The sequence below is a fragment of the Roseovarius dicentrarchi genome (assembly GCF_003316635.1).
Classification (GTDB): Bacteria; Pseudomonadota; Alphaproteobacteria; order Rhodobacterales; family Rhodobacteraceae; genus Roseovarius; species Roseovarius dicentrarchi.
Map to the genome: position 1 here is coordinate 1 of NZ_QNQP01000025.1, position 24901 is coordinate 24901.

At 64.7% G+C, this 24901-nt stretch carries 22 protein-coding genes; 6 read left to right on the top strand and 16 right to left on the bottom strand.

The genetic code is table 11. The features are described from left to right. The 3 genes from DQ230_RS17270 to DQ230_RS14495 form a co-directional block, all read right to left on the bottom strand. Window positions 1-377, bottom strand: a 377-nt coding sequence (locus DQ230_RS17270) for a hypothetical protein (RefSeq protein ID WP_203228082.1), incomplete at its 3' end; no start/stop codon positions are given. A 195-nt stretch (window positions 378-572) separates the two neighbouring features. Further along, window positions 573-1964: a TRAP transporter large permease gene (locus tag DQ230_RS14490; RefSeq protein ID WP_113913322.1), complete on the bottom strand. Its 1392-nt coding sequence runs from the start codon at window positions 1962-1964 to the stop codon at window positions 573-575. Continuing rightward, a complete protein-coding gene (locus DQ230_RS14495; protein WP_420820893.1) occupies window positions 1964-2548 on the bottom strand; it encodes a TRAP transporter small permease subunit in 585 nt (194 codons plus the stop codon). The genes DQ230_RS14490 and DQ230_RS14495 overlap by 1 nt, the downstream gene beginning before the upstream one ends. Before the next feature lie 242 nt (window positions 2549-2790). Between DQ230_RS14495 and cysD the strand changes: the two genes are divergently transcribed. Both cysD and cysN read left to right on the top strand, forming a co-directional pair. Beyond that, entirely contained in the window at window positions 2791-3714 is a 924-nt protein-coding gene (gene cysD / locus DQ230_RS14500; protein WP_113913324.1) for a sulfate adenylyltransferase subunit CysD, read from the top strand. Next, entirely contained in the window at window positions 3714-5624 is a 1911-nt protein-coding gene (gene cysN / locus DQ230_RS14505; RefSeq protein WP_113913325.1) for a sulfate adenylyltransferase subunit CysN, read from the top strand. Before cysD ends, cysN begins: the two co-directional genes overlap by 1 nt. Before the next feature lie 9 nt (window positions 5625-5633). On the opposite strand, the gene DQ230_RS14510 is transcribed toward cysN, so the two are convergent. The 8 genes from DQ230_RS14510 to DQ230_RS14545 are packed head-to-tail and all read right to left on the bottom strand — an operon-like array spanning window position 5634 to window position 14082. Further along, window positions 5634-6275, bottom strand: coding sequence for a CDP-alcohol phosphatidyltransferase family protein (locus DQ230_RS14510; protein ID WP_113913326.1), 642 nt, complete (start codon window positions 6273-6275; stop codon window positions 5634-5636). Next, complete coding sequence (locus tag DQ230_RS14515) at window positions 6275-7210, bottom strand: phosphatidate cytidylyltransferase (protein ID WP_113913327.1); 936 nt, start codon at window positions 7208-7210, stop codon at window positions 6275-6277. Before DQ230_RS14515 ends, DQ230_RS14510 begins: the two co-directional genes overlap by 1 nt. Before the next feature lies 1 nt (window position 7211). Beyond that, window positions 7212-7838 carry a lysophospholipid acyltransferase family protein gene (locus DQ230_RS14520; protein WP_113913328.1) on the bottom strand — a complete coding sequence of 209 codons (627 nt, stop codon included), beginning with the start codon at window positions 7836-7838 and terminating at the stop codon, window positions 7212-7214. Further along, entirely contained in the window at window positions 7835-9112 is a 1278-nt protein-coding gene (locus DQ230_RS14525; RefSeq protein ID WP_113913329.1) for an aspartate aminotransferase family protein, read from the bottom strand. The genes DQ230_RS14520 and DQ230_RS14525 overlap by 4 nt, the downstream gene beginning before the upstream one ends. Next, a complete protein-coding gene (locus DQ230_RS14530; RefSeq protein WP_238987549.1) occupies window positions 9109-10191 on the bottom strand; it encodes a phosphotransferase in 1083 nt (360 codons plus the stop codon). The genes DQ230_RS14525 and DQ230_RS14530 overlap by 4 nt, the downstream gene beginning before the upstream one ends. Beyond that, on the bottom strand, window positions 10191-11477 hold the full coding sequence (locus DQ230_RS14535; protein ID WP_113913331.1) for an ArgE/DapE family deacylase: 1287 nt from the start codon (window positions 11475-11477) through the stop codon (window positions 10191-10193). The genes DQ230_RS14530 and DQ230_RS14535 overlap by 1 nt, the downstream gene beginning before the upstream one ends. A gap of 17 nt (window positions 11478-11494) precedes the next feature. Next, window positions 11495-13057, bottom strand: a complete 1563-nt coding sequence (locus DQ230_RS14540; RefSeq protein WP_113913332.1) for an acetolactate synthase large subunit — start codon at window positions 13055-13057, stop codon at window positions 11495-11497. Further along, complete coding sequence (locus DQ230_RS14545) at window positions 13054-14082, bottom strand: histone deacetylase family protein (protein ID WP_113913333.1); 1029 nt, start codon at window positions 14080-14082, stop codon at window positions 13054-13056. The genes DQ230_RS14540 and DQ230_RS14545 overlap by 4 nt, the downstream gene beginning before the upstream one ends. 218 nt (window positions 14083-14300) lie before the next feature. Here DQ230_RS14545 and DQ230_RS14550 point away from each other — a divergent pair, with 218 nt between their 5' ends. Genes DQ230_RS14550 through DQ230_RS14565 form a run of 4 tightly spaced genes read left to right on the top strand, consistent with a single transcriptional unit; the run spans window position 14301 to window position 19392 of the window. After that, complete coding sequence (locus DQ230_RS14550; RefSeq protein WP_113913334.1) at window positions 14301-15878, top strand: ABC transporter substrate-binding protein; 1578 nt, start codon at window positions 14301-14303, stop codon at window positions 15876-15878. Between the two features lie 51 nt (window positions 15879-15929). Continuing rightward, the gene (locus tag DQ230_RS14555) at window positions 15930-16928 is read left to right on the top strand and encodes an ABC transporter permease (RefSeq protein ID WP_203228083.1); all 999 of its coding nucleotides are present in this window, start codon (window positions 15930-15932) and stop codon (window positions 16926-16928) included. Next, window positions 16925-17764, top strand: a complete 840-nt coding sequence (locus tag DQ230_RS14560; protein WP_113913335.1) for an ABC transporter permease — start codon at window positions 16925-16927, stop codon at window positions 17762-17764. The genes DQ230_RS14555 and DQ230_RS14560 overlap by 4 nt, the downstream gene beginning before the upstream one ends. Further along, entirely contained in the window at window positions 17761-19392 is a 1632-nt protein-coding gene (locus DQ230_RS14565; RefSeq protein WP_113913336.1) for an ABC transporter ATP-binding protein, read from the top strand. Before DQ230_RS14560 ends, DQ230_RS14565 begins: the two co-directional genes overlap by 4 nt. Before the next feature lie 58 nt (window positions 19393-19450). Here DQ230_RS14565 and repB read toward each other — a convergent pair whose 3' ends face one another. The 5 genes from repB to DQ230_RS14590 all read right to left on the bottom strand — a co-directional run bounded on the left by repB (window position 19451) and on the right by DQ230_RS14590 (window position 24901). Then, window positions 19451-20398, bottom strand: a complete 948-nt coding sequence (gene repB, locus DQ230_RS14570; RefSeq protein ID WP_113913337.1) for a plasmid partitioning protein RepB — start codon at window positions 20396-20398, stop codon at window positions 19451-19453. Between the two features lies 1 nt (window position 20399). After that, window positions 20400-21587, bottom strand: coding sequence for a plasmid partitioning protein RepA (gene repA, locus DQ230_RS14575; RefSeq protein WP_420820892.1), 1188 nt, complete (start codon window positions 21585-21587; stop codon window positions 20400-20402). Window positions 21588-21709: 122 nt separating this feature from the next. Beyond that, window positions 21710-23134, bottom strand: a complete 1425-nt coding sequence (locus tag DQ230_RS14580) for an amidase (protein ID WP_113913338.1) — start codon at window positions 23132-23134, stop codon at window positions 21710-21712. Window positions 23135-23159: 25 nt separating this feature from the next. Then, entirely contained in the window at window positions 23160-24407 is a 1248-nt protein-coding gene (locus tag DQ230_RS14585) for a TRAP transporter large permease (protein ID WP_113913339.1), read from the bottom strand. Continuing rightward, window positions 24404-24901: a TRAP transporter small permease gene (locus DQ230_RS14590; protein ID WP_113913340.1), complete on the bottom strand. Its 498-nt coding sequence runs from the start codon at window positions 24899-24901 to the stop codon at window positions 24404-24406. Before DQ230_RS14590 ends, DQ230_RS14585 begins: the two co-directional genes overlap by 4 nt.

The following is a 24901-nucleotide window of genomic DNA, read 5'->3' on the forward strand; positions in this document are numbered from 1 at the left end:
CCTGATGTTCGAACACCATCCGCACGGCACGCTCGCGCACCTCCGGTGAATATCTGTTTCCACATTTGTTCTTTTCCATAACCCAGCATCCTTACTTCTGGGTCTCCGGCAAACAAGGGGCGGTTCATACCGCCTTGCTCTACAATCACCCGTTGGACCGTTCCGGACACCACGAGCGATCCACCGGAGAGTACTTGTGCGCCTTCCGAAATACCCGACAAAGTGCGGTAAGTATCGATCACTTGAAATGACGTGCGCCCCGTGTTCACCGATACACCAGCGCAATCTCCGTAGGCCACTCCGTTGACAATGTTGCACGCAGCAAACCCACTGGTCGCGAACGACACGGAAAACAGAAAAAGTAGGAAAAATCGCATATTACACCTTGCTTAGATCGGACAGAATAGACCCAACTACTATCATTTCCGATAATGCTGCGAAAGTTGACTTCAGCTCCTGTAGCCGCCGCCCCTTCCAAAAAAGCTCCTTTCTGGAACGCTCAAAAAAGGTCCTATTTTCCGCCACCACAAACCCCGTTCAAAACCCGAGAGGTTTTTGAAAACCCACGCCCCCTACCCCGCAATCAGCCGGGGCAGCCATGTGACGATGCCGGGGAACATAAACAGCAGCGCGATCGCCAGCACTTGCAGGCCGACGAAAGGGATGATGCCGCGGTAGATGGCCCATGTCGGCAGGTCGGGCGGCGCCACGCCGCGCAGGTAGAACAGGGCAAAGCCGAAGGGCGGGGTCAGGAAGGAGGTTTGCAGGTTCACCCCCACCAAAACCCCCAGCCAGATCGGATCGACATCCATCATCAGCAGCACCGGCGCGGTGATCGGGATGACGATAAAGATGATCTCGAACGTGTCGAGGATGAAGCCCAGCAGGAACATGATCGCCATCACCATCGCCACCGCGGTCAGCGTGCCGCCCGGCAGGTTGCCCAGGAATTCATGCACCAGATTGTCGCCGCCCATCAGGCGGAACACCACCGAAAACACCGACGCGCCCAGCAGCACGATGAACACCATCGAGGTGATCGTCGCGGTGGCGATCACCGTCTCGCGCAGGATGGTGAAGGACAGGCGCCAGCGCAGGGCGGCCAGCACCATGGCGCCGACGGCGCCGACCGATGCCGCCTCGGTCGGGGTGGCGATACCGCCAAGGATCGACCCTAACACGGCCAGAATCAGCAGCATGGGCGGGATCAGCGCCGAGAAGACCTCGCGCAGCAGATCGCCCTTTTCAGCCTCGGGGACCGGCGTGGCGGGGCAGGATGCCGGGTCGGTCACAGCCTTGAAAACGGTATAGGCCAGATACAGCCCGACCAGCATGAACCCCGGCAGCAGCGCCCCGGCAAAGAGATCACCGACCGAGACCGGCACGGGGGCAAAATTGCCCTTTTCCATCTGTACCTGGCTGTTGATGCCCGACAGCATGTCACCCATGAAAATCAGCACGGTCGAGGGCGGCACGATCTGCCCCAAGGTGCCAGACGCGCAGATCACGCCGGTCGACAGCTTCGGATCATACCCCGCCCGCAGCATGGCGGGCAGCGAGATCAGGCCCATCGTGACCACCGTCGCGCCGACAACTCCGGTTGAGGCGGCCAGCATCGCACCGACGAGGATCACCGAAATCCCCAGCCCGCCGCGCAGATTGCCAAACAGCTTGCCCATCGTCAGAAGCAGCTGCTCGGCAATGCGCGAGCGTTCCAGCATCACGCCCATGAAGATAAAGAGCGGCACGGCCACCAACACCTCGTTGGTCATGAAGCCGATATAGCGGTTCGGCAGCGCGCCGAAATTGCTGGGGTCGAACACGCCCAGCCACATGCCGACGCCGCCGAACATCAGCGACACGCCCGCCAGCGTGAACGCCACCGGGAAGCCCAGCAGAAGAAAACCGATGATGCCGAAAAACATCAGCCCGGCGAGGATCTCGCCGATCAAAACCGGGTCCATCAGTATTTTCCTTCCACGGCGGCAGCTTCGGCATCGGGGCCTGTTTCGGGGTAGCGCATCATGGGCGGCACCAGATCACGCCGCCCGGCCAGCACCAGAACGGACCGGCAGATGGTGGCGACGCCTTGCAGCGCCAGTAGCCCGGCAAAGGCCAGAATGAATGTTTTCAGAATGAACAGTCCCGGCATGCCGCCCACATTGGCCGACCCTTCGGCATAGGACCACGAGCGGCGCACGAACGGGATGGAATAAGCCGCGACAACCCAGGTGAAGGGCAACAGGAAAAACAGCGTACCGAACAGATCGACGATCGCGCGGGTGCGCACACGGGCAGGGCGATAGAAGATATCGACGCGCACATGATCGTCGCGCAGAAACGCGAACCCGGCCACGGCGGTGAACATCGCGCCGCTCAGCCAGATGTATAAATCCTGCATCCACAGATAGCTGACGCCAAAGATATAGCGCTGCACGACCACGGTGAAACAGACCAGCACCACCCCCAGCGCCAGCCACGAGAACACCATCCCGACGATCCGGTTGATCCAGCAGATGACAGCAGACAGCCCGGCGGCCAGTCGCAACATATGTGTGCCCCTTTTGGGATTGCGCCGCGCGCGGCTAACTTCCCCCGCGTTTAAACGCCCTGCCCCATTCGCGTCAACTGATGCGTTCCGGAACAGTGTTGCGCGCTGCCGCGTCCGGGCGGCACGAAAGCCACGTGATTTGCGCAAAAGGGGATAGTTTGGCCGATTTGGTCCGCGCCTCTTCCTTGGGACAGGGAAATTTGGCAAATACCATGCAAACGCATTCACGAGGCTGAAAAATGACAGTGCAGGAATCGACCTTGCCCGAAACGACGCTGACCCATTTGCAGCGGCTTGAGGCCGAGAGCATTCACATCATGCGCGAGGTGATGGCAAACGCCGACAATCCCGTCATGCTGTATTCCGTGGGCAAGGATTCCGCCTGCATGCTGCATCTGGCGAAAAAGGCGTTCTATCCCTCGCCTCCGCCCTTTCCTTTGCTGCATGTGGATACGACGTGGAAATTCCGCGACATGTACGCGCTGCGCGAACGTGCCGCGCGCGATGCGGGGATGGACCTGCTGGTGTACCAAAACCCCGAGGCGGTGGCGAAGGGCATCAACCCATTCGATCATGGCGGGCTGCACACCGACATGTGGAAAACCGAAGGGCTGAAACAGGCGCTGACCAAATATAATTTCGATGTCGCCTTCGGCGGCGCCCGCCGGGACGAGGAGAAATCCCGCGCCAAGGAGCGGGTGTTTTCCTTCCGCACCGCCAATCACCGCTGGGATCCGAAAAACCAGCGGCCCGAGCTGTGGAAACTCTATAACGCCCGAAAATCCAAGGGCGAGAGCATCCGCGTCTTCCCCCTGTCCAACTGGACGGAGCTGGACATCTGGCAATATATCCACCTTGAGCAGATCGAGATCGTGCCGCTTTACTATTCCGCCCCGCGCCCGACGGTGATCCGCGACGGGATGCTGCTGATGGTGGACGATGACCGCTTTCCGCTGAACGGGGAGGCGCCTGTGACGCGCTCCATCCGCTTCCGCACGCTGGGCTGCTACCCCCTGACCGGCGCGGTCGAAAGCACGGCAGCCACCCTGCCCGAGATCATTCAGGAAATGCTGCTGACCACCACATCCGAACGGCAGGGCCGCGCCATTGACCACGATCAGGCCGCGTCGATGGAGAAGAAAAAGCAAGAGGGGTATTTCTGATGACCGCCGCCAAGGATGCCGTCTACGTCACCGAGGATCTGATTGCGTCGGATATCGACGCCTATCTGGACAAACACCAGCACAAGACGATGCTGCGCTTCATCACCTGCGGATCGGTGGATGATGGTAAATCCACGCTGATCGGCCGGCTGCTATACGACAGCAAGATGATTTTCGAGGATCAGCTTGCCTCGCTGGAAAATGACAGCAAAATCAGCGGCACGCAGGGGCAGAACATCGACTTTGCCCTGCTGGTGGATGGGCTGGCGGCGGAGCGTGAGCAGGGCATCACGATTGACGTCGCCTACCGCTTCTTCTCGACCGACAAGCGCAAATTCATCGTCGCCGACACGCCGGGGCATGAGCAATACACCCGCAACATGGTCACCGGCGCCTCCACCGCCGATCTGGCCGTGATTCTGATCGACGCGCGGCAGGGCGTGCTGACCCAGACGCGTCGGCATTCCTATCTGGTTAATCTGCTGGGCATCAAGAACGTCGTGCTGGCGGTCAACAAGATGGATCTTGTCGATTACAGCCAGGAACGGTTTTACGAGATCGTCAAGGAATACTCCCATTTCGCCGAACAGATCGGCCTGACCACGTTTCTGCCGATCCCGATTTCAGGGCTGGCGGGCGATAATATCGTCACCCAGTCCGAAAATATGCCGTGGTATCAGGGCCCGCCCCTGTTGACCCATCTGGAGGAGGCGCCGCTGAACGTGGCGCAGATGCAGGACCGCCCGCTGCGCATGGCGGTGCAATGGGTCAACCGGCCGAACCTCGATTTTCGCGGGTTTTCGGGGCAGATCGGCTCTGGCACCGTGCGCCCCGGCGATGGCATCCGCGTGCTGCCCTCGGGCAAGACCAGCCGCGTGAAATCCATCGTCACCTATGATGGCGAGCTGGATCGCGCGGTTGCCGGGCAATCGGTGACGCTCACCTTCACCGATGAGATTGACTGCTCGCGCGGCGACGTGATCGTGCAGGCCGATGCCCCTTGCGAGGTGGCCGACCAGTTCGAGGCGACATTGGTCTGGATGGGCGAGGCGGAAATGCTGCCGGGCCGCCCCTACCTGCTGAAAATCGGCACCCAGACGATGACGGCAACAGTGACCGAGCCGAAATACGAGGTGAACGTCAACACGCTGGAACATCTGGCCTCCAGCACGCTCAGCCTGAACGCGATCGGCGTGGTCAATATCTCGACCGACCGCGCCATACCGTTCGAGGCATATGAGGACAACCCCGATCTGGGCGGGTTCATCCTGATCGACCGGATCAGCAACGCGACCGTCGCCGCCGGCATGGTGCATTTCGCCCTGCGCCGCAGCCAGAACATCCATTGGCAGGCGCTGGACGTGGACCGCAGCGCCCATGCCAGCGCCAAAAACCAGACGGCCAAGGTGGTGTGGTTCACCGGCCTCTCGGGTTCGGGCAAATCCACGATTGCGAACATCGTGGAGAAGAAACTGCACGCGATGGGCAAGCATACGTTCCTTCTGGACGGCGACAACGTGCGCCACGGGCTGAACCGCGATCTGGGCTTTACCGATGCCGACCGGGTGGAAAACATCCGCCGCGTCGGCGAGGTGGCGCGCCTGATGACCGATGCGGGGCTGATCGTTTTGACAGCCTTCATTTCCCCCTTCCGGTCCGAGCGGCGGATGGTGCGCGACATGATGGAAGAGGGCGAGTTTATCGAGGTGTTCGTAAACACCCCGCTGGAAGTGGCCGAGGCGCGCGACGTCAAGGGCCTTTATAAAAAGGCGCGGGCGGGCGATCTGAAGAACTTCACCGGCATCGACAGCCCCTATGAGGAACCGGAAACGGCGGAACTGACCGTGAATACCGTCGATCTCACCGCCGAAGAAGCGGCCGAACAGATCGTCGAGGCGCTGACCCGCTGACCGGGCAGCTTACCTTGCCAGCAGCGCCGCGCGGATCCGCGCGGCGCGCCTGATACTGGTGATCGCCGCGCCGATGGCAATGATCCACAGCGCTGCGGCCAAAACGGTGCCTTGCGCGGCAAAAAGCGGCTCTAACACCGCGATCAGAGCCGCAATGATGATCACCGCCATCCGCTGCGGTTTTGCCATCGGGCCGCTGAAATCGGGCGCCAGCCCGGTATTCGCGCCCAGCTCGCGGGTGTAGGCGGTCAGCACCGCCAGCGCCCCCGCCGCCAGCCCCAGCGCGGGGTATCCTGCGCCCACCCCTGCCCCGGCCAGAATCAGCAGGTCCGACACCCGGTCGGGAAATTCGTTCCACAGCGGCCCATCCGGCGCGCTGCGCCCGCCCTCAACCGCGACCATGCCATCAAACAGGTTGCACAAGAGCCGGATCTGGCACGCCAGCGCGCCCAGGATCAGCAGCGCGCCCGCCGCGATGCCGCCTGCCTGTGCGCTGGCGGCAAAGGCCAACCCCGCCCCCAACGCGGCCACCATGCTGGCCTGCGAAATGGCGTTCGGCGTCACGCCGCGCCCCGCCAGCCATGCGGCGATGCGCGCGGCCCATTTGGTGTCCCGGCTGCTCAGGGGGCGGCGGTTCTGCAAATCCGCCATCAGGTGACGCTCCAGTAAAACCGCACGATGTGAAAGAAGATCGGCGCCGAGAAGATCACCGAATCCAGCCGGTCAATGAACCCGCCATGCCCGGCAATCAGGTGGCCCCAGTCCTTGACCCCCCGGTCGCGTTTGATCGCCGACATCACCAGCCCGCCGAAGAACCCCATCAACGTGATGACCAGCGACAGCCCGAACGCCTGAATTATGGTAAACGGCGTGATCCAGAACAGCGCCGCGCCCAGCACACTGGCGCTAAGGACGCCGCCCACTAGCCCCTCCAGCGTTTTCGACGGCGAGAGCGTTGGCGCAATCTTGCGCCGGCCGATCGCCTTGCCCCAGACATATTGCAGCACGTCCGAGGATTGCACGACGACGATCAGAAAAAAGATCAGCAGCAGGTTCTGCCCCTCGTAGCCCGGTATTTCAAGGCTCAGCAGCGCGGGCACATGGCTGACGCAGAACACAGCGATCATCAGCGCCCATTGCGCCTCGGACACCGCGATCAGGAAGTTTTCCGTCTGCCCGCGCAGCGCTGACAGGATCGGCATGAACAGGAACGCATAGACCGGGATCAGGATGGAATAGAGCCCATACCAGCCGATTCCGACCAGCACATATTGCAGCGGCAGCACGATGAACACCGCCGCCACCAGCGCCCAGTGATCGGCGGCGCGCGTATTCGTCAGCGTCAGAAATTCGCGCAGCGCGGCGAAGGAGCAAAGCGCAAACAGGATCACCACGCCGGCGGTGCCGAACGCAAAGGCCAGCGCGATGACGCCGACCATGACCCACCACGCATTGATGCGCGCGGTCAGGTTCTGGATCGTCAGATCGCCCGGCGGCGCGCGGCGCCTCAAGATCTGCGCGGCGATCGTGGCGATCAGCAGGACGGCCAGAACACAGGCGAGCAGGATGACGAAATGCGTGTCCATATCAGGGCCTTTCAGGGGGTGCGAGCGCGATCAGCGCGGCTTCGGCGCGGCTGAGGAAGGTGGTCTTGTCCTCGCCGTCCAGCCGCAGGGGCGCGCCGAATGTAACGGTGCAGATCAGCGGCACAGGCACATGCGCGCCCTTGGGCATGACGCGGTTCAGGTTCTCGATCCAGACCGGGACCAGATCAATTCCGGGGTTCTGCGCGGCCAGATGAAACAGCCCGGATTTGAACGGCAGCAGCCGCTGACTGCCGGTGTTGCGCGTCCCCTCGGGGAACAGGATCAGGCTGCCCCCGCTGGCCAGCGCGTTGCCCATCTGCGCCACGGGATCGGCGCGGCGGCTGGCCGGGTCGCGGTCGATCAGCACGGCGTTAAAGACGTCGCGCCCGATGAAGCGCCGCAGCCGGGACGCCTGCCAGTAATCGGCCCCCGCGACCGGGCGCGTGCGGCGGCGCAGGGCGCGGGGCAGCACCGTCCAGACCAGCACGAAATCGCCGTGGCTGGCGTGGTTGGCGTAGTAAATGCGCTGGTCCGGCACCGGCGCCACGCCCTGCCAGATGCCGCGCACCGCCGTGATGGCGCGGGCAAATCCGGCGATCAGCGCGGCGGTGGCGCGGGCGGCGATCATGCGGCGCGCCGCGCCGCGGCGACCGCGTCGATCAATATCTGCGCCTCGGCCTCTTGCATCACCAGCGGCGGGCGGATCTTCAGCACATTCGCGCCCGGCCCCGTTGCGCTGATCAGCACGCCATTGTTGCGCATATGGTTAACGATATGCCGCGCCAGAGCCGCATCGGGGGCGCCGTTTGTCAGGCAATCCACCGCCACGAACAGCCCCGCGCCGCGCACCGGGCCGATATTCAGCTCTTGCAGGCCCGCCTTCAGCCAGGCGCCGACGCGGCGCGAATTTTCCTGCAAGCCCTCGTTTTCGATCACGTCCAGCACCGCCATTCCGGCGGCGCAGGCCACCGGATTGCCGCCGAACGTGTTGAAATACCGCGCGTTCGAGCCGAATTCCGCCACCAGCTCGGGCCGCATCGCCACGCCCGAGACGGGAAAGCCGTTGCCCATCGGCTTGCCCATCGTCACCATGTCGGGCACCACGCCGTGACGCTGGAAGCCCCAGAACGCATCGCCGGTGCGGGCGAAACCCGGCTGCACCTCGTCGGCGATGAAAATGCCGCCCTCGGCGCGGATAAGGTTAACGGCGGGCCCGAGAAACCCCGCCGGATCCGGGAACAGCCCGTCGCTGGAGAACACCGTATCGCAGATGAAGGCCGCCGGTTCGATGCCGTCCTTGCGCATCTCGGCAATCGCGGCGGCCAGATTGGCGGCCATGCGCGCGCCCTGATCGGGGCCGCCATCGGGCGCATCCATCAGCCGCACGCGCGCGCCGCGCGGCACGCCCGCGCCCAGCGACGGCGACAGTTCGGCCACCGCCTCGGTCACGCCGTGATAGGCGAGGCGGGTGACGATCACGCCTTGCCGCCCCGTGTGGGCGCGCGCGATGCGCAGCGCCAGATCGTTCGCCTCCGACCCGGTGCAGGTGAACATCACATGCCCCAGCGCGCCCGGCATGGTGGCGAGCAGGCGCTCGGCATAGTCTACCGGGCCGTCGTGCAGGTAGCGGGTGTGCGTGTTCAGCGTGCCGGCCTGCGCGGCAATCGCCTGCGTGACCGCCGGGTGGCAATGGCCGACCGACACCACGTTATTATAGGCATCCAGGTAACGGTTTCCGGCGCTGTCCCACAGCCACACGCCCTGCCCCTTTACGGGGTGCAGCGGCGTGTCATAGAACAATCGGTAGGCCGGTCCCAGCACCTTTTGCCGCCGCGCGATCAGAGCCTGATCGGCGGGTTCGAGACTGATTTTGTTGCCGTCATAGGCGTTAACCATGGTCATCGTGCGGTCTCCTTCACACTGGCGCGCAAGGCGCGCGCAGGGGCGCCCGGCGGCATGGCGTCCAGCGCCTCCAGCCCCTTGCGCGATGCGGCGGCGTTGCGCAGGATATAGGCCGCATTGTCGGGCCAGCGGCGCGCGCGCCATGCGCCCAGCGTCAGCGTGGTGGCATGGCGCAGGCGGATCAGATCGGGCAGCAGCGCGATTTCCTCCGGCTCCGGCGGCAGGATGCTGGCGTAGCCCGCCAGCAGCCGCGCGATATGTGCCAGCGGGTCCGGCCCGGCGGCGATCTGGTAGGAGCAGGCAACCGCCAGATCGCAGACGATGGGGGTGTGTACCATGTCGCCAAAGTCAATGATACCAACGGGTTGCGCGCCGTTTACCAGGATGTTGTGCGGGTTGAAATCATTATGCACCACCTGCGCGCGCAGATGCGGCAGGCGGGGGGCGATATCGGCGTCGAACCGGTCCAGCAGGGCAGTCAGGCGGGCGCGCAGGGCGGAATCTGTGATCGCCTCCAGCATCGGGCGCAGGCGGTGCGCCTGCTTGATATCCCATTGCAGGACATGCCCGGCGGCGGGGTGGAAAAACCCGCGCATCGCCACCGTCAGCCGCGCCAGAAGCGCCCCCAGCGCGCCGTGCAGTCCGGGCGGCGCGGTGGCGCCGGCCAGAACCGTGCCGGGCAAGTAGCTGAGCAGGCGCACGACATGGGTGTGCCCGCCCTGCTGCACGGTGGCGCTGGCCGCGCCGCCGCGCGTGGCATGGACGCGCGGCACCGGCAGCGACGGATCGGCGCCCGCCAGATGGATCAGCACGCGGCTTTGCATGTCGGTCACGGCGGGGTCTTCGGCGGCGTTGGTGATTTTCAGCAGCGCCTCGGCGCCGCCCGCCAGCGTGATGTGGAAATTCGCGTCCTTTTCGGCACCAAGGGGCCGGATAGTGCCGCTGATTCCATAAATCTCGCGCGCGATTTCGGCCGCCCGCTGGGGCGTGATCGCCGGCGCGTCATGGGCCAGCAGATCGGCCTGCTCAACGCGCGGCGGCGCCCGGTCGATCACCGGTGGCAGACCCGCGCGGGACATCAGGCGGCAGGCTCCAGCCCGCACCATTCGGCGATGAAGAGGGCCATCGCGGCGGTGATGCGCTGGACCGAAGACAAGCTGACGCATTCGTCGATGCCGTGGATATTTCGCGAAATCGGGCCATAACACAGCGCCGGAATCTGGTTATAGAGCGCGTAAACCCGCGTGTCCAAGTAGCTGGGCGTCATGAACGATTCCAGCGGCGCGCCGAGTGCGGACAGGTGCGCGTTTGCCAATGTCGCCTCGGCGTCGGTGCCTTCCTCCAGAACGTAGCCTTCGGCGTAGAAACCGTTGAACACCACCTTGGGCGGGTTGTTTTTCAGGAACCCATCAGAGGCGGCAAAGGCGGCGATGCGGTCCGTGATCTGGCGGGCCGCATCATCGGCGCTGACGCCGGGGTAGAGCGATACGCGGCAGTCGATATTGCACCATGACGGCACGGAGGAGGCCCAGTCGCCGCCCTCGATCTTGCCGATGTTAAGGTTAATGGGGTGGGCCTCATCCTCGAAATGCGGGTGATTGGCCTTGTCCGCGTTCCACTCTGCCTCGATCTCGCGCAGGGCGGCGGTGACGCGGGTGGCGGCGTCAATCGCGTTGGCGCCCTCGCCCATTTCGCGCACATGTTTCGGCACGCCGCGCAGCTGGACCTGAAACCAGATCACGCCGACATTGGCGCGGACCAGCTTTTCATCCTCGGGTTCGGGGATCAGCACGGCGTCGGCGGTGTAGCCCTGAAGGTAGGTTTGCAGGGCGCCGTTGCCGGTGGATTCCTCCTCCACCACCGACTGGACATAGACGGTCGCGGCGGGCTGCATCCCGATGCGGCGCAGCGCGTCGAGCGCGAATATATTCGCCGCCGCGCCCGCCTTCATGTCGCCCGCGCCGCGGCCAAACATCCAGTCTCCTTCGACTTTCCCCGAAAAGGGCGGGTCCGACCACATATCATGCAGCCCCTCGGGGACCACATCGAGGTGCGATTGCAGGATCAGGGAGCGGCCCGTTTCCTGACGGGGCCGGTGGATGCCGACCACGATGGGCGCGTCTGAATGACCTTCGGTGATTTTCGAGCCGCCGGGATGGGCGGCGATGGCGGCGTGGTCCATCCGGAAGCGGTCCATCGCATAGCCGCGCGATTGCAATGTGCGGTGCAGATGGTCCTGAATGGCGTGTTCATGGCCGCGCAGCGACGGCATTTGCACCAGCCCCTGGGTAAACGCGATTTGGTCGTCAAAGCCATCGGCGACCGCCTGAATGATCTTTGCTTGCAGGTCTGCATCCAGTGCCATGGTGTCGTCCTTTATGGTTAAAGCATCGCTTCGATCAGGTAGGGGCCGGGTTCGCGGGCCGCGTCTTCAATCGCTTGCATCAGGTCGCGCACATCCTCCACCCGGCGGCCCGGCACGCCCATGCCGCGGGCCATGGCGACAAAATCGAGGTGCGGGCGGTCGAGGTTCAGCATCGACAGCGCATCGGGGCCGGGCTGCGCGCCGACATTGTGCAGCTCGCCCTTGAGGATCTCATAGGCGCGGTTGGCCAGGATGATCGTGGTCACGTTCGACCCCTCGCGCGCCTGGGTCCAGAGGCCTTGGATGGTGTACATCGCCGAGCCGTCGGCTTGCAGCGTGATCACCGGGCGATCCGGGCAGGCGATGGCGGCGCCCGCCGACAGCGGGATGCCGATGCCGATGGACCCGCCGGTGAGCGCCAGCCACGAATTGGGGCGCGCCATGCTGCCAGCAGGGAAGGTGGAGCCGCCGCTGGAGATCGCCTCGTCAATCACGATGGCATCCTCGGGCAGCGCATTGGCCAGCGCGGCGGCGATATTGTCCAGCGTGATCGCGCCGGATTGGGGCCGGGCGGGCGCGGGGGTGTCCTGCGGTTTGGCCGGGGTCGCGCCGATGCGGCCGGCCAGCGCGGCGATGGCGGCGGGGCCGTCGCCGTCATGGCCGCAGAGCGAGACGGTATCGCAACCCTCGGGCAGCAGCAGGCTGGGCCGGTCCGGGTAGGCGAAAAACGCGACGGGCGGGACGGTTTCGATCAGGATCGCGCGGGTGTAGGGGGCCAGCACCTCCAGCGCCATGTTGATCGGATAGGGCAGCCGGTTGATCGGCGCCCTGCCCTGCCCGCGCTCCAGCCGGCGGTTGGCGTTGGGGGCGATGATATCGGCGCCGGTCTTGTCTGCGATGCCTTGCAGCAGGGCCAGCGCGGCTGTGTCCTCCAGCACGGAATTTCCGGCAATGATGATGGTCCGTTCGCCCGATTCCAGCGCGGCGACGGAGGCGGTCAGCGCGTCCTCGTCCAGCTTTGCCGGTCCTTCGGACGCCACCACCGGGGCCATGATGCCGCCCTCGTCCCAGCCGATATCTGCGGGCGCGATCAGGGTGGCGATGCGGTTCGGCGCGCCTTTGGCCACGGCCAGCGCCTGCATGGCGTCGCGGGCGAAACTGCCCGCATCCGTGCCTGATTTCACCCAGTCGCTGAAGGGCGCGCAGGCGCCTTCCACGTCCGCCGACAGGGGCGCGTCATATTGCTGATGGCGCAGCGCGTGATCGCCGACAAGGTTGACCATCGGCACGCGGGCCTTGCGCGCGTTGTGCAGGTTGGCCGCCGCGTTGGCGAAGCCGGGGGCCAGATGCAGCAGCGTCACCGCCGGTTTGCCCGCCATGCGCGCGTATCCATCGGCAGCGCCGGTTGCGACCCCCTCAAAGAGGCCCAGAACGCAGCGCATCAGCTTGGTCCGGTCCAGCGCATCGACGAATTGCATCTCGGACGTGCCGGGATTGGCGAAACAGACATCAACGCCGCCCTTGTGCAGGCTGCGCACAACGCTTTCGGCGCCGTTCATATCCTTGGGTGTGTCGCTCATGTCGTGGCCTCGCGGAAAGTGGTTAAGAAAGCGCGCGCGTTGTCGGCCAGCGACGGGCCCAGATACCCGCCCTCCTGCACCAGCGCGGTCGGCAGGTTCAGCGCCGCAAGGCGGCGGGCCATTTCGGCGAACCCGTCGGGATAGACGGCAACCGCCGCCAGCGGATCATCTGCGGCCATGTCAAAGCCCAAGGAGACGACCAGCGCATCGGGGGCGAATTCGCCGATTGCGGCAAGGGCGGTGTCAAGGGCTGACAGCACGTCATCCTGGCTCGCGCCCTGCTCTAACAGCACGTTCAGAGACGCACCCAGCCCTGCGCCCTCCCCCGTCTCATCGGCGTGGCCGAGGTAGAATGTGGGGTAGGTCGCCGGGTCGGGATGCAGCGAGCAAAAGAAGATATCGCCCCGCTCGTACAGGATATCCAGCGATCCGTTGCCGGTATGCACATCCACGTCGATCAGCGCCACGCGCTTGAATTTAGACGTCAGATGGTGCGCCGCGATGCAGGCGTTGTTGAAAAAACAGAACCCGTTGGCGCAGTCGCGCATCGCGTGATGCCCCGGCGGACGGCACAGCGCATAGGCGGCGCGTGCGCCGGACAGAACCGCCTCGGCCGTCTCGATCGCGGTCTGGGCGGACCAATAGGCAGCGTCCCATGTGTTTTCGGTCAGCGGTGTTGACGTGTCGGTCATCCACCAGCCCATCTGCCCGTGAATGTCGCGCGGCTCTTTCCCGCGGCGCAGGCCGGGATGCATGGTCGGAATGGCCAGCGCATCCGGCCCGGCGCTGGCGACGAACCGCGCGTGGGCATGGGGCAGAAAGTCAACGTAATCGGGGTTATGCACCGCCTTGATCGGGTCCAGCCCGTGATCGCGCGGCGCGGCAATCGCGAACCCTTCGCCTGCCAGCATGTCGCGCAGGATTTCGGCGCGCTGGGGCTGCTCGGGATGGGGCATCGCGGCGCCGCGGCGGAAATAGGTGTCGGGCGCATGGCCAAGCTGGCGTTCGTCGAAAAAGACTTTCATTCCCGGTCCCTTGGTGGTGGTGGATGGCGCGGAGCATCGCAGTTAATAATTGCCGGTTCAATCACATTGATGCATGCTGATTCAAGACCGGCGGGGCAGATATCGGCCTTTTGCCCCCGCCGCGCGCCCCGGCCGCGCGCAGGGTCCGCCCTGTTTGACGCCGGTGCGCAGGCATGCCAGAAAAGCCGACCAAAACATAAATCGGGGGAGAGAGACTGATGCTGAAACCGAAAAATATCGCAGCGGCCATGATGGCGCTGGCGCTGAGCGGCGCGCTGGCCGGGGCCGCCACCGCGCAGGACGGCGAGCCGCAATCCGGCGGCACGCTGAACGTGGTGATGCAGCCCGAACCGCCCGGACTGATGCTGGGCCTGATCCAGAACGCGCCGACGCAGATGGTGTCGGGCGACATCTTTGAAAGCCTGATGCGCTACAATTTCGACCTCTCGCCCGAGCCGCAGCTGGCCGAATCCTGGGAGATTTCCGACGACGGCAAGACCTACACGTTCAAGCTGCGCCAGGGCGTGGTGTTCCATGACGGCGAGCCGTTCACATCCGAGGATGCGAAATGGTCGATGGATGTTTTCCTGCGCGAGAACAACACGCGCACACGCACCTATCTGGAGCATGTCGAAAGCATCGAAACCCCCGACGACCACACGCTGGTGTTCAACCTTAAGCAGCCCTTTGGCCCGTTCCTGGGGATTTTCGAGGCCGGCACCGCGCCGATGCTGCCCAAGCACATCTATGACACGGACGATCACGCCAACAATCCGGCGAACAACAAACCCATCGGCACCGGCCCTTTCAAGTTCAAGGAATGGTCCAAGGGCAGCTATATCCACTTCGTGAAGAACGAAGATTACTACATGGACGGCCTGCCCTATATCGACGAGGTGTATTACCACATCATCCCCGACGCCGCGTCGCGCGCCGTCGCCTACGAGACCGGCAAGGTCGATCTGCTGCCCGGCGGCGCGGTCGAGAATTTCGACGTGCCGCGCATCCGCGACATGGACAACACCTGCATGACGGAAAAGGGTTTCGAGTATTTCGCGCCCCATTCGTGGATGTGGGTCAACCTGAACAACCCCCCGCTGGACGACGTCAAGGTGCGCCGCGCCATGATGCACGCGCTGGACCGCGACTTTGCGCGCGACGCGCTGTGGAACGGTCTGGGCAAGGTGGCGACCGGCCCGGTATCCTCGGCGACCAAGTTCTATGACGCCGACACGCCCGACATCGGCTATGACCCGGAAAAGGCCAAGGCGCTGCTGGCCGAGTCCAGCTATAACGGCGAGACGATCCGCCTGCTGGGCATGCCCTACGGCGAGACATGGACCCGCTGGGCCGAGGCGGTCAAACAGAACCTGATCGAAATCGGCATGAATGTCGAAACCATCCCGTCGGACGTGGCCGGCTGGAACCAGAAGATCGCGGATCGCGATTTCGATCTGGCGTTCACCTATATCTATCAGTACGGCGATCCGGCCCTGGGCGTGTCGCGGACCTATATGGGCGACAATGCCGAACCGGGCAGCCCGTGGAACAACGTCGCCAACTACCAGAACGCCGAGATGGACAAGCTGTGGGACGAGGCCGCCCTGATGGCCGACCCCGAGGCCCGCGCTGTCGCCTACAAGACGATCCAGGATCAGATCGTGTCGGACGTGCCCAACCTGTGGCTGCTGGAGCTGGGCTTTCCCACCATCTACCGCTGCAACATCAAGAACCCGGTGAACACCGCGTTCGGCGTCAATGACGGCTTCCGCTTCGTGTGGATCGATCAGGACTAAACGCTTGCGACGATCACACCGGGGCGCCACGGCGCCCCGGTCCATTTTGGAATGCAACATGAATATGGGGCAGATAACTTGACACGGTTCATTCTGGGCAGACTGGTCAAGGCGGTGTTTATCCTGCTGGCTATCCTTGTCTTCAACTTCCTGCTGATCCACGCCGCCCCCGGCGACCCCGCCGCCGTCATGGCCGGCGAGGCCGGCGCGGCGGACGAGAAATTCCTGGCCGATCTGCGCACGCGCTTTGGCCTTGATCAGCCGCTTTATGTGCAGCTGTGGATCTATATCAAGGGCGCGGTGCAGCTGGATCTGGGCTTTTCCTTTCGCCAGCAGATGCCGGTGGCTGACCTGATTGCCGACCGCCTGCCCGCCACGCTGCTGCTGACCGGCGTGGCGTTCGTGCTGTCGCTGGTGCTGGGCGTGATCGCGGGCGTTGCCGCCTCTGCCCGGCAGGGCAGCTGGGGCGATACGGTGATTTCCACGCTGGCGCTGCTGTTCTACGCGACCCCCCTCTTCTGGGTGGCGCTGATGGCGTCGCTGGTGTTTTCCGTCTGGCTGGGCTGGCTGCCGGGGTTTGGCTATTCGTCCATCGGCGCGGGCTATACCGGGCTGGCGCATGTGCTGGACGTGGCCAAGCATCTGATCCTGCCCGCCACCACGCTGGGCCTGTTTTTCACCGCGATTTACATGCGCATGACGCGCGCCTCGATGCTGGAAGTGTCGCGCCTTGATTTCGTCAAAACCGCCCGCGCCAAGGGGCTGCGCCGCGGCGTGATCCAGCGCCGGCACATCCTGCGCAACGCGCTGCTGCCGGTGATCACGCTGGCGGGCCTGCAAGCGGGGCAAATCTTCGGCGGCGCGATCCTGACGGAAACCGTGTTCGCATGGCCCGGCATTGGCCGCCTGATGTTCGAGGCGATCAACCAGCGCGATTACAACGTGATCCTTGGGGTTTTCTACATTTCAGCGGCGATGGTGCTGCTGTTCAACCTGATCACCGATGTCGTCTATGTCATTGTCGACCCCCGTATAAGGCTGACAACATGAGAGATTTCTGGAAACGCTTCCGTTATAACCGCGGCGCTGTCATCGGTCTGGTCATTCTGGCAATCGTCATTCTGGCCGCCATTCTTGCGCCGGTCCTCTTCCCGCAAAGCCCGTGGAAAATGGTGCAACGCCCGTTTCTGCCCCCCTTCACGCAGGACGGCCTGCCGCTTGGCACCGATGCGCTGGGGCGCGACGTGCTGTCGGGGCTGGCGCATGGGGCCTATGTCAGCCTGCTGGTCGGCCTTGTCTCCACCATCGTCGCGCTGGCCATCGGCGTGCCGGTGGGTGCCTGCGCGGGGTATTTCGCCGGGCGCGTTGATGACGCGCTGATGCGCTTTACCGAGTTTTTCCAGACCATCCCCAGCTTTGCGCTGGCCATCGTGCTGCTGGCCATCTTCCAGCCCAGCCTGACCTTTGTCATCATCGCCATTGCGGTCGTATCATGGCCCCCCGTCGCGCGCCTCGTGCGCGGCGAAGTGCTGAGCTTGCGCACCCGCGAATTTGTCGAGGCGGCGACCCTCTCCGGCCTTGGCAATACGCAGATCATCCTGCGCCACATCCTGCCGAACGCCCTGCCCCCGATCATCGTGCTGGCGTCCCTGATGATCGCGCAGGCGATCCTGCTGGAAAGCTCGCTGTCCTTCCTTGGCCTTGGCGATCCGAACATCATGTCATGGGGCTACATGATCGGCGCCGCGCGCACCGTGATCCGCACCGCATGGTGGCTGTCCTTCCTGCCCGGCATGGCGATCCTCTTGACCGTGCTGGCGCTGAACCTGATCGGCGAGGGCCTGAATGACGCGCTCAACCCCCGTTTGACCAGGAAATCCGAATGAGCCTGCTGCAAATCCGCGACCTTGCCATCGCCCTGCCCGAGGGTGCCGACCGTAAATTTGCGGCGCAAAACATCAATTTCGACCTCGATAAGGGCGAGATCCTGTGCATCGTCGGCGAATCCGGCTCGGGCAAATCCATGTCCGCCAACGCCGTGATGGGCCTGCTGCCGCAGGGGGTGAAACCGGTTAAGGGCACCATCACCTTTGACGGCAAATCCATCCTTGGCCTGCCTGAAAAAGAGATGCTTAAACTGCGCGGCAGCCGCATCTCGATGATCTTTCAGGAACCGCTGAGCGCGCTGAACCCCCTGATGCGCATCGGCGCCCAGATCGCCGAAGTGTTCGAGGCGCATGGCGCGCTGAACAGCACCGAACGCAGCAAGCGCGCGCTGGAGCTGCTGCACGAGGTCGGCATCCCCGACCCCGATGCGGCCATCCGCGCCTACCCGTTCCAGCTGTCCGGCGGCCAGCGCCAACGCGTGATGATCGCCATGGCATTGGCGCTGGAGCCTGACATCCTGATTGCGGACGAACCCACCACCGCGCTCGATGTGACCACGCAGGCGCAGATCCTGAAACTGATCGAGGATCTGCGCCGCAAACGCGGCATGGCCGTCATCTTCATCACCCATGATTTCGGCGTGGTCGCAGACATCGCCGACCGCGTCATCGTCATGCAGACCGGCGAGATTGTCGAAACCGGCAGCGCGGACGAGGTGCTGCTGAAGCCGCAGCACCCCTACACCCGCGCGCTGATTGACGCGATCCCCCGCCTGACCCAGCGCCGCGAGGCCGAGGCGCAGACCCGCGCGCCGATCCTGACGGTCGAGGGGCTGACGAAAACCTTCTCCACCGGCTCGGGCAGTTTTTTCGGCAAGCGCCGCGTGGTCAAGGCCGTGCAGGACGTCAGCTTTCAGCTATATGCAGGCGAGACAATCGGCATCGTGGGCGAGTCCGGCTCGGGCAAATCCACCGTGGGCCGCTGCATCGTGCGCCTGCTGACGCCCGACGCGGGCCGCGTCATGATGGACGGCGGCGATCTGGCGCATATGTCCGGGTCTGATCTGCGCGACAAACGCCGCAAGTTGCAGATGATCTTCCAGGACCCCTATTCGTCCCTCAACCCCCGCGCCCGCGTCAGCCGCATCCTGACCGAGGGGCTGATCGCCTACGGCACCGACCGCCGCACCGCGCAGGCGCGCGCGCGCGAGCTGCTGGAACTGGTCGGGCTGGACGCATCGGCCATGATGCGCTTTCCGCACGAATTTTCCGGCGGCCAGCGCCAGCGTATCGGCATCGCCCGCGCGCTGGCGCTGGACCCGAAAATCATCATCGCGGACGAGGCTGTATCGGCGCTGGACGTGTCGATTCAGGCGCAGGTGCTGGACCTTCTGGCCGATCTGAAAACGCGGCTGGACCTGTCGATGCTGTTCATCACCCACGACCTGCGCGTTGCCGCGCGGATCTGCGACCGCATCATCGTCATGCAAAAGGGCCAGATCGTCGAACAGGGGCCGGCGGGCAAGGTGCTGCACAGCCCCGATACCGCCTATACCCAATCGCTGCTGGATGCGATCCCCGGTCAGGACTACGAACGCGCGCTGGAGCAGGCCGAGGCGGGCAGTTGACAGCTGTCAACAGCACATGAAAAAGCCCCCCGGAAATCACCTCCGGGGGGCTTTTTTGTCAATCACGGCGCGATTTTCGCCATCTGCGATGCAGGTCCGGCAACTCCCCGGCCAGCCATTCGCTGAACCCGTCATCGCCCGGCGGCAGCGCCAGCGCCGCGCCGCCAGTGCCGCGCGTCAGCCGCGCGATGGGCTGGCCTTCATAGCCCGCAATCGTATCGGTCTGCGATTTCGCGCGCGGTTTGGGTGCGTCCGCGCGCAGCACCGCCTCGAACCGCGCGTCGGAATCGGTGCCGGCGGGCAGGGCGGCGATCATCGCGGCGGCGGCGGGCAGGGTGATCTTGCCCGCCTCGATTCGCGCGGCCAGATCGCCCCAGCGGTCGCGCCCCACGCCGGGGGCGGCGCCGATCAGCTCGATCATCTCGGTCGGCACGCGGTCTGCGACCGAAAGCATCCGAGAAATCACCGTTTTATCCACGCTCAGCGCATCGCAGATCGCCTTGCGGTCATAATCGGCATCACGCATCTGGGCGGCAAAATTCACCTTTTCAATAAAGGTCAGATCCTTGCGCGCGCTGTTTTCCTGCCCCTGCGCCAGCACCAGCTGCCGGTCATCCAGATCGCGCACCAGCGCGCGGGCGGGCTGCCCCAGCGCGCGCAGCGCGGCCACCCGGCGGCGGCCATAAACGATCTGAAACCGCCCCTCGGCCTCGGGATGCGGGCGCACCAATATCGGCACCTGCTGCCCGTGATCGCGGATCGACGCGAGCAGCGCCGCGTGATCGGGATCGTCGGTGTCGATCCGGTCGGCCAGCCCGCCCGCGTCGATCAGACCTGTGTCAATATCAGACACTGATCGGCTTTTCAGGGCCGCAATCGACTGGCTGACCGCGCCAATCGCGCCGCCGGTATAGCGCGGCTTTTCCACGTCAACGCGGGCGGTCGGGGCAGGGGCCTGCGCCAAGGGTGCGTTCATCAGCCCGTCCATCAGGTTCTTGCGTGCCATGTCAGCGCCCCCATGCCTGTTGCACCAGATCGGTGATCTCGCCATTGACCGCGTTCAGCGATTCCAGCGCGCGCTCATAGGTGGCGCGGGTGAATTGTGATTTCTCGACCTCGTAGAGGGTCTGTTTGGTGATGCCTGCATCCGAGATTGCCGTTGATTTCAGCACCGTATGGTTCAGCACGTGTTCCCCGAACATCGAGCGCATGAAGCTGACCATCTGGTTTTGCGGCCCGTCCCCCGGCTCGTACCGGGTGACGACATAGCGCAGCCAGTCATAGGACATATCGCCGCCCGCATCCCCCACAACGCCCAAGAGGTTCGACGTCATCAGCAGGAACTGGCACATTGACATGACGTCCAGCATCTGGGGATGCACCGTCACCAGAATGGCCGTCGCCGCCGACAGCGCCGACATGGTCAGAAAACCCAGCTGCGGCGGGCAGTCGATCACCACCACGTCATAATCGCCCTCCACACTGGCCAGCGCCGCGTCAACGCGGGTGAAGAACAGCGCGCCACCCTCGCCAGACAGGGCGCGGGGGGTGTCGTGTTCGAACTCCATCAGGTCGAGGTTGCCGGGGACAATGTCGAGATTGGTGAAATAGGTCTGCTGGATCACCTCGCGCAGCGGCACCGGATCGTCGTAGCGGATCGCATCATAGAGCGTGCCGCCGTCCAGCAGATCAAATTCGGGCTGAAACCCGTGCAGCGCCGACAGCGACGCCTGCGGGTCCAGATCGATCGCCAGCACGCGGTAGCCGTCCAGCGCCATTTTCTGCGCCAGATGCGCCGCCGTGGTGGTCTTGCCCGAGCCGCCCTTGAAGTTGATGACGGTGATCACTTGCAGCTTGTCACCCGCGCGGCGGCCCGGCAGGTAGGTGCCGGGCGTCTTTGCGCCCGTCTCTAACGTGCGGCGCAGGGCCTGAATATCCTCGGGCGAATAGTAGCGGCGACCGCCTGCGCGGGTTTCGGGCGCGGGGCCTTTGCCCTCAAGGCTCAGCTTGCGCAGATACCCGTCCTTGACGCCCAGCAGCTGCGCCACCTCGCCCGAGGTAAACTTGCGCAGCGCGCGGCGCGCGTCGGGCGGGAACAGCTGCGCGCGGTGCGCTTGCAGCCGCTCGGAGAGCAGCCGCGCGTGATCGCCGACCAGTGTGTCGATCCGTGTCGTGGTGTCTTGCATGCCTGCCATGCCGGGCGCATGGCCCGGTCCCTGCTATGGGCGCATCCCGCTGTTACGGTTTATGCCGCCATTTTCAGTTGCCTCCGTAACTGTTTGGCGCAGAATGCAGGGCCGGGCAAGTGTTTTAGGCTCTAACCCGCCATTGGCGGCAGGCGGTCGAACCACGGGCGGGCCTGCTCCAGCTGGCCGGACAGGCGAAACAGGATATCCTCGCGCCCGAAATCGGCCGACAGCATGGTGCCGATGGGCAGCCCGCCCGCCCAGTAGAGCGGCACGGACACGCTGGGCGCGCCGGTCATGTTGTGCAGCTGGGTGAAGGGGGTGAAATTGGCCAGCGCGGCGTGATAGGCATCGACATCGTCAGTATCGGTGCGCTGCACGCCCAGCTTGACCGGCGGGGTGGCCAGCGTGGGCGAGACGATCACATCATGGCGGCTGTGCAGATCGGCCATCAGGCGGCTTTGCTGGTGGATGTGATAGAGCGCCTTGGCGTAATCTTCGGCGGTCATGCTGGCGGCATCGGTGACGGCGCGCCATGTGACGGGATCAACATCGGCCTCGGTCACGATCTGGTCACGCTCGGCGCCGATGGCGTGGATGTTGCGCGCGACGTTGCTGGCCACCAGCACCCAGATGGCGCGTTGCAGATGTTCGGTGCTGCCGGGCAGGGTGACTTCCTCGATTTCATGGCCCAGCGATTCCAGCAGGGCGACCGCGTCATGGGTTGCCTCGCGGCAGGTGGGGGCGACCTCGGCGCCGTTCATGGGGGGGATGTGCCAGCCGATGCGCAGGCGGCCGGGATCGGTGCGCGCCTCCTCGGCATAGGGGCGGGCGACGGGCGGGGCGCAATAGGGATCGCCCGGCGCCATGCCGTGCGTCGCGTCCAGCATCGCGGCGCTGTCGCGCACGGAACGCGTCAGCACATGCGCGCAAGAGAGGCTCCCCCAGCCCTCGCCGATCAGCGGGCCGGCGGGGACGCGGGCGCGCGACGGTTTGAACCCGTATAGCCCGCAGCAGGACGCCGGGATGCGGATCGACCCGCCGCCGTCGCTGCCATGCGAGGCCGGCACGATGCCCGCCGCCACCACCGCCGCCGCGCCGCCCGACGATCCGCCGGCGGTGCGGGTGGTGTCCCACGGGTTGCGCGTGGCGCCGGTCAGGCTGGTTTCGGTGGAGGCGGCAAGCGAGAATTCCGGCGTCGTGGTGCGGCCAAAGATGACCAGCCCCGCCGCCTTGTAGCGGGTAACCAGCGTGGAATCGGCCGCCGCCGGGGCGCTTTGCGCCAGAAGGCGCGCGCCGTGGGCGGTGACGTGGCCCTCCAGCTCGCCCGAGGCATCCTTTAGCAGGAACGGCACGCCGCGAAACGGGCCATCGGGCAGGCCTGCGTCAATCGCGGCGCGGCCATGATCATAAAGGCGCTGTGACACGGCGTTGATGTCGCCATCGCGCGCCTCGGCGCGGGTGATCGCCTCCTCCAGCAACTCGTGGGGGGATACGTCGCCGCTGGCGACCAGCGCGGCGAGGGATGTGGCGTCATGGCTCAGGTAGTTTTGCATTGGGGGCCAGTCTATTTAAGGGGCGTCAGAACAAAAGCGGGCCGAAGCCGATGATCAGATACACCACGATCAGGATGCCCAGATAGGGTAGCACGGCGCGCGTGATCTTCTCAATCGGCAGGTTCGCGGTGGTGGAGGCGACGAACAGGTTGATCGCAACCGGGGGCGTGACCATGCCGATGGCCAGCCCGACGACGATGATGATGCCGAAATGCACGGTGCCAAGCCCCAGTTGCAGCGCCAGTGGCAGCAGCATGGGCGTCAGGATCACCAGCGCCGACGCGGTTTCAAGGAACACCCCGGTCACAAGGATGATCAGCATGATCACCAGCAACAGCATGTAGAGGTTGCCGGTCAGCGCCAGCGCGAAATCTGCAATGGCGCCCGGCACTTGCCAGCTGGATAATGCCCAGCTGAGCACCGAGGAGGCGGAGATGACGAACATGATGACAGCCGTGGTAACGCCCGCGCGCACCACGATCCGGTAGAGCTGTTTCAGCGTCAGGTCGCGGTAGATGAACAGCGACACAAGGATGGCGTAGTTCACCGCGACCACCGCCGCCTCGCTGGGCGTGAAGATGCCCGAGAAGATGCCGCCAAGGATGATCAGCGGCGCAAAGAGGCCCCACATGGCCGACAGCAGCGTGCGCCCGATGGTGGCAAAGTTGAACGGCGTGCCGCGCGGGTAGGCGCGGCGATGCCCCTGGATCAGTGCGACGATGATCAGGCCCACGCCCATCGCCACGCCGGGGATGAAGCCGTTCAGGAACAGTTTCGACACGGATTCCTGCGCGATCACGGCGTAGATGATCATCGGCACGGATGGCGGGATCACCACGCCAATCGTCCCGGATGCCGCGATCAGGGACGCGGCGGCGGCGGGGTCATACCCCTTGCGCTTCAATTCGGGGACAAGGCTGGCGCCGACCGCAGCGGTCGTGGCCGCGCCCGAGCCGGAAATGGCGGCGAAAAACATGCCCGCCAGCACCGACACGATGGACAGCCCGCCCTTGATAAAGCCAAACATGGAATCGGCGAAGGCGACCAGCCGCTTGGAAATCTCGCCCTGCGCCATCACGTCGCCGGCCAGCACGAACATCGGCACAGCGACCAGCGCAAAGCTGTTGATGCCCGAAAACATCTGCTGCGGCACCACCATCAGCGGCACGCCCCCCAGCTGCAACGCGCCCATGGTGGCGGCGCCCAGCACCACCGCAATGGGAATGCCCATCAGCAGAAACAGGACAAACAGACCGGCCAGGATCAGGCTCATTGCGGCGATCCTGCGCGGGCAGGGCGCCCGGCCATCAGGCGGATCAGGTCGATCACCGACAGCCCCGCCATCAGCGACGCGGCCAGCGGCATGACCGCGTAGATATAGGTCATCGAAATGCGCAAGGAGGGGGATTTTTGAAAGCTTTGCACATTCATATAGCGGATGCCGATCACCGTCAGCGCGATCATGAACGCAAGGCTTATCAGGATCGCCGCGCCCGTCACCACCCGGCGCGCCCCGTCCGGCAGGCTGTCGCGCAAGAGCGATACCGCCAGATGCCGCCCCTGCTGCCACGCCAATGCCGCGCCCAGAAAGGTGATCCAGATCAGCAGGAACCGCGCGACTTCCTCGGTCCACGAGACGGAAGTGAACAATACCCGGCTGGCGATTTGCAAGGTGATGACTGCCGTCAGGGCGGCCATGCCGAGGAATACCACGGGCCTCAATACCGCGCCGATCAGGCGGTCAATCGCATCAAGGCCCGCCAGCAT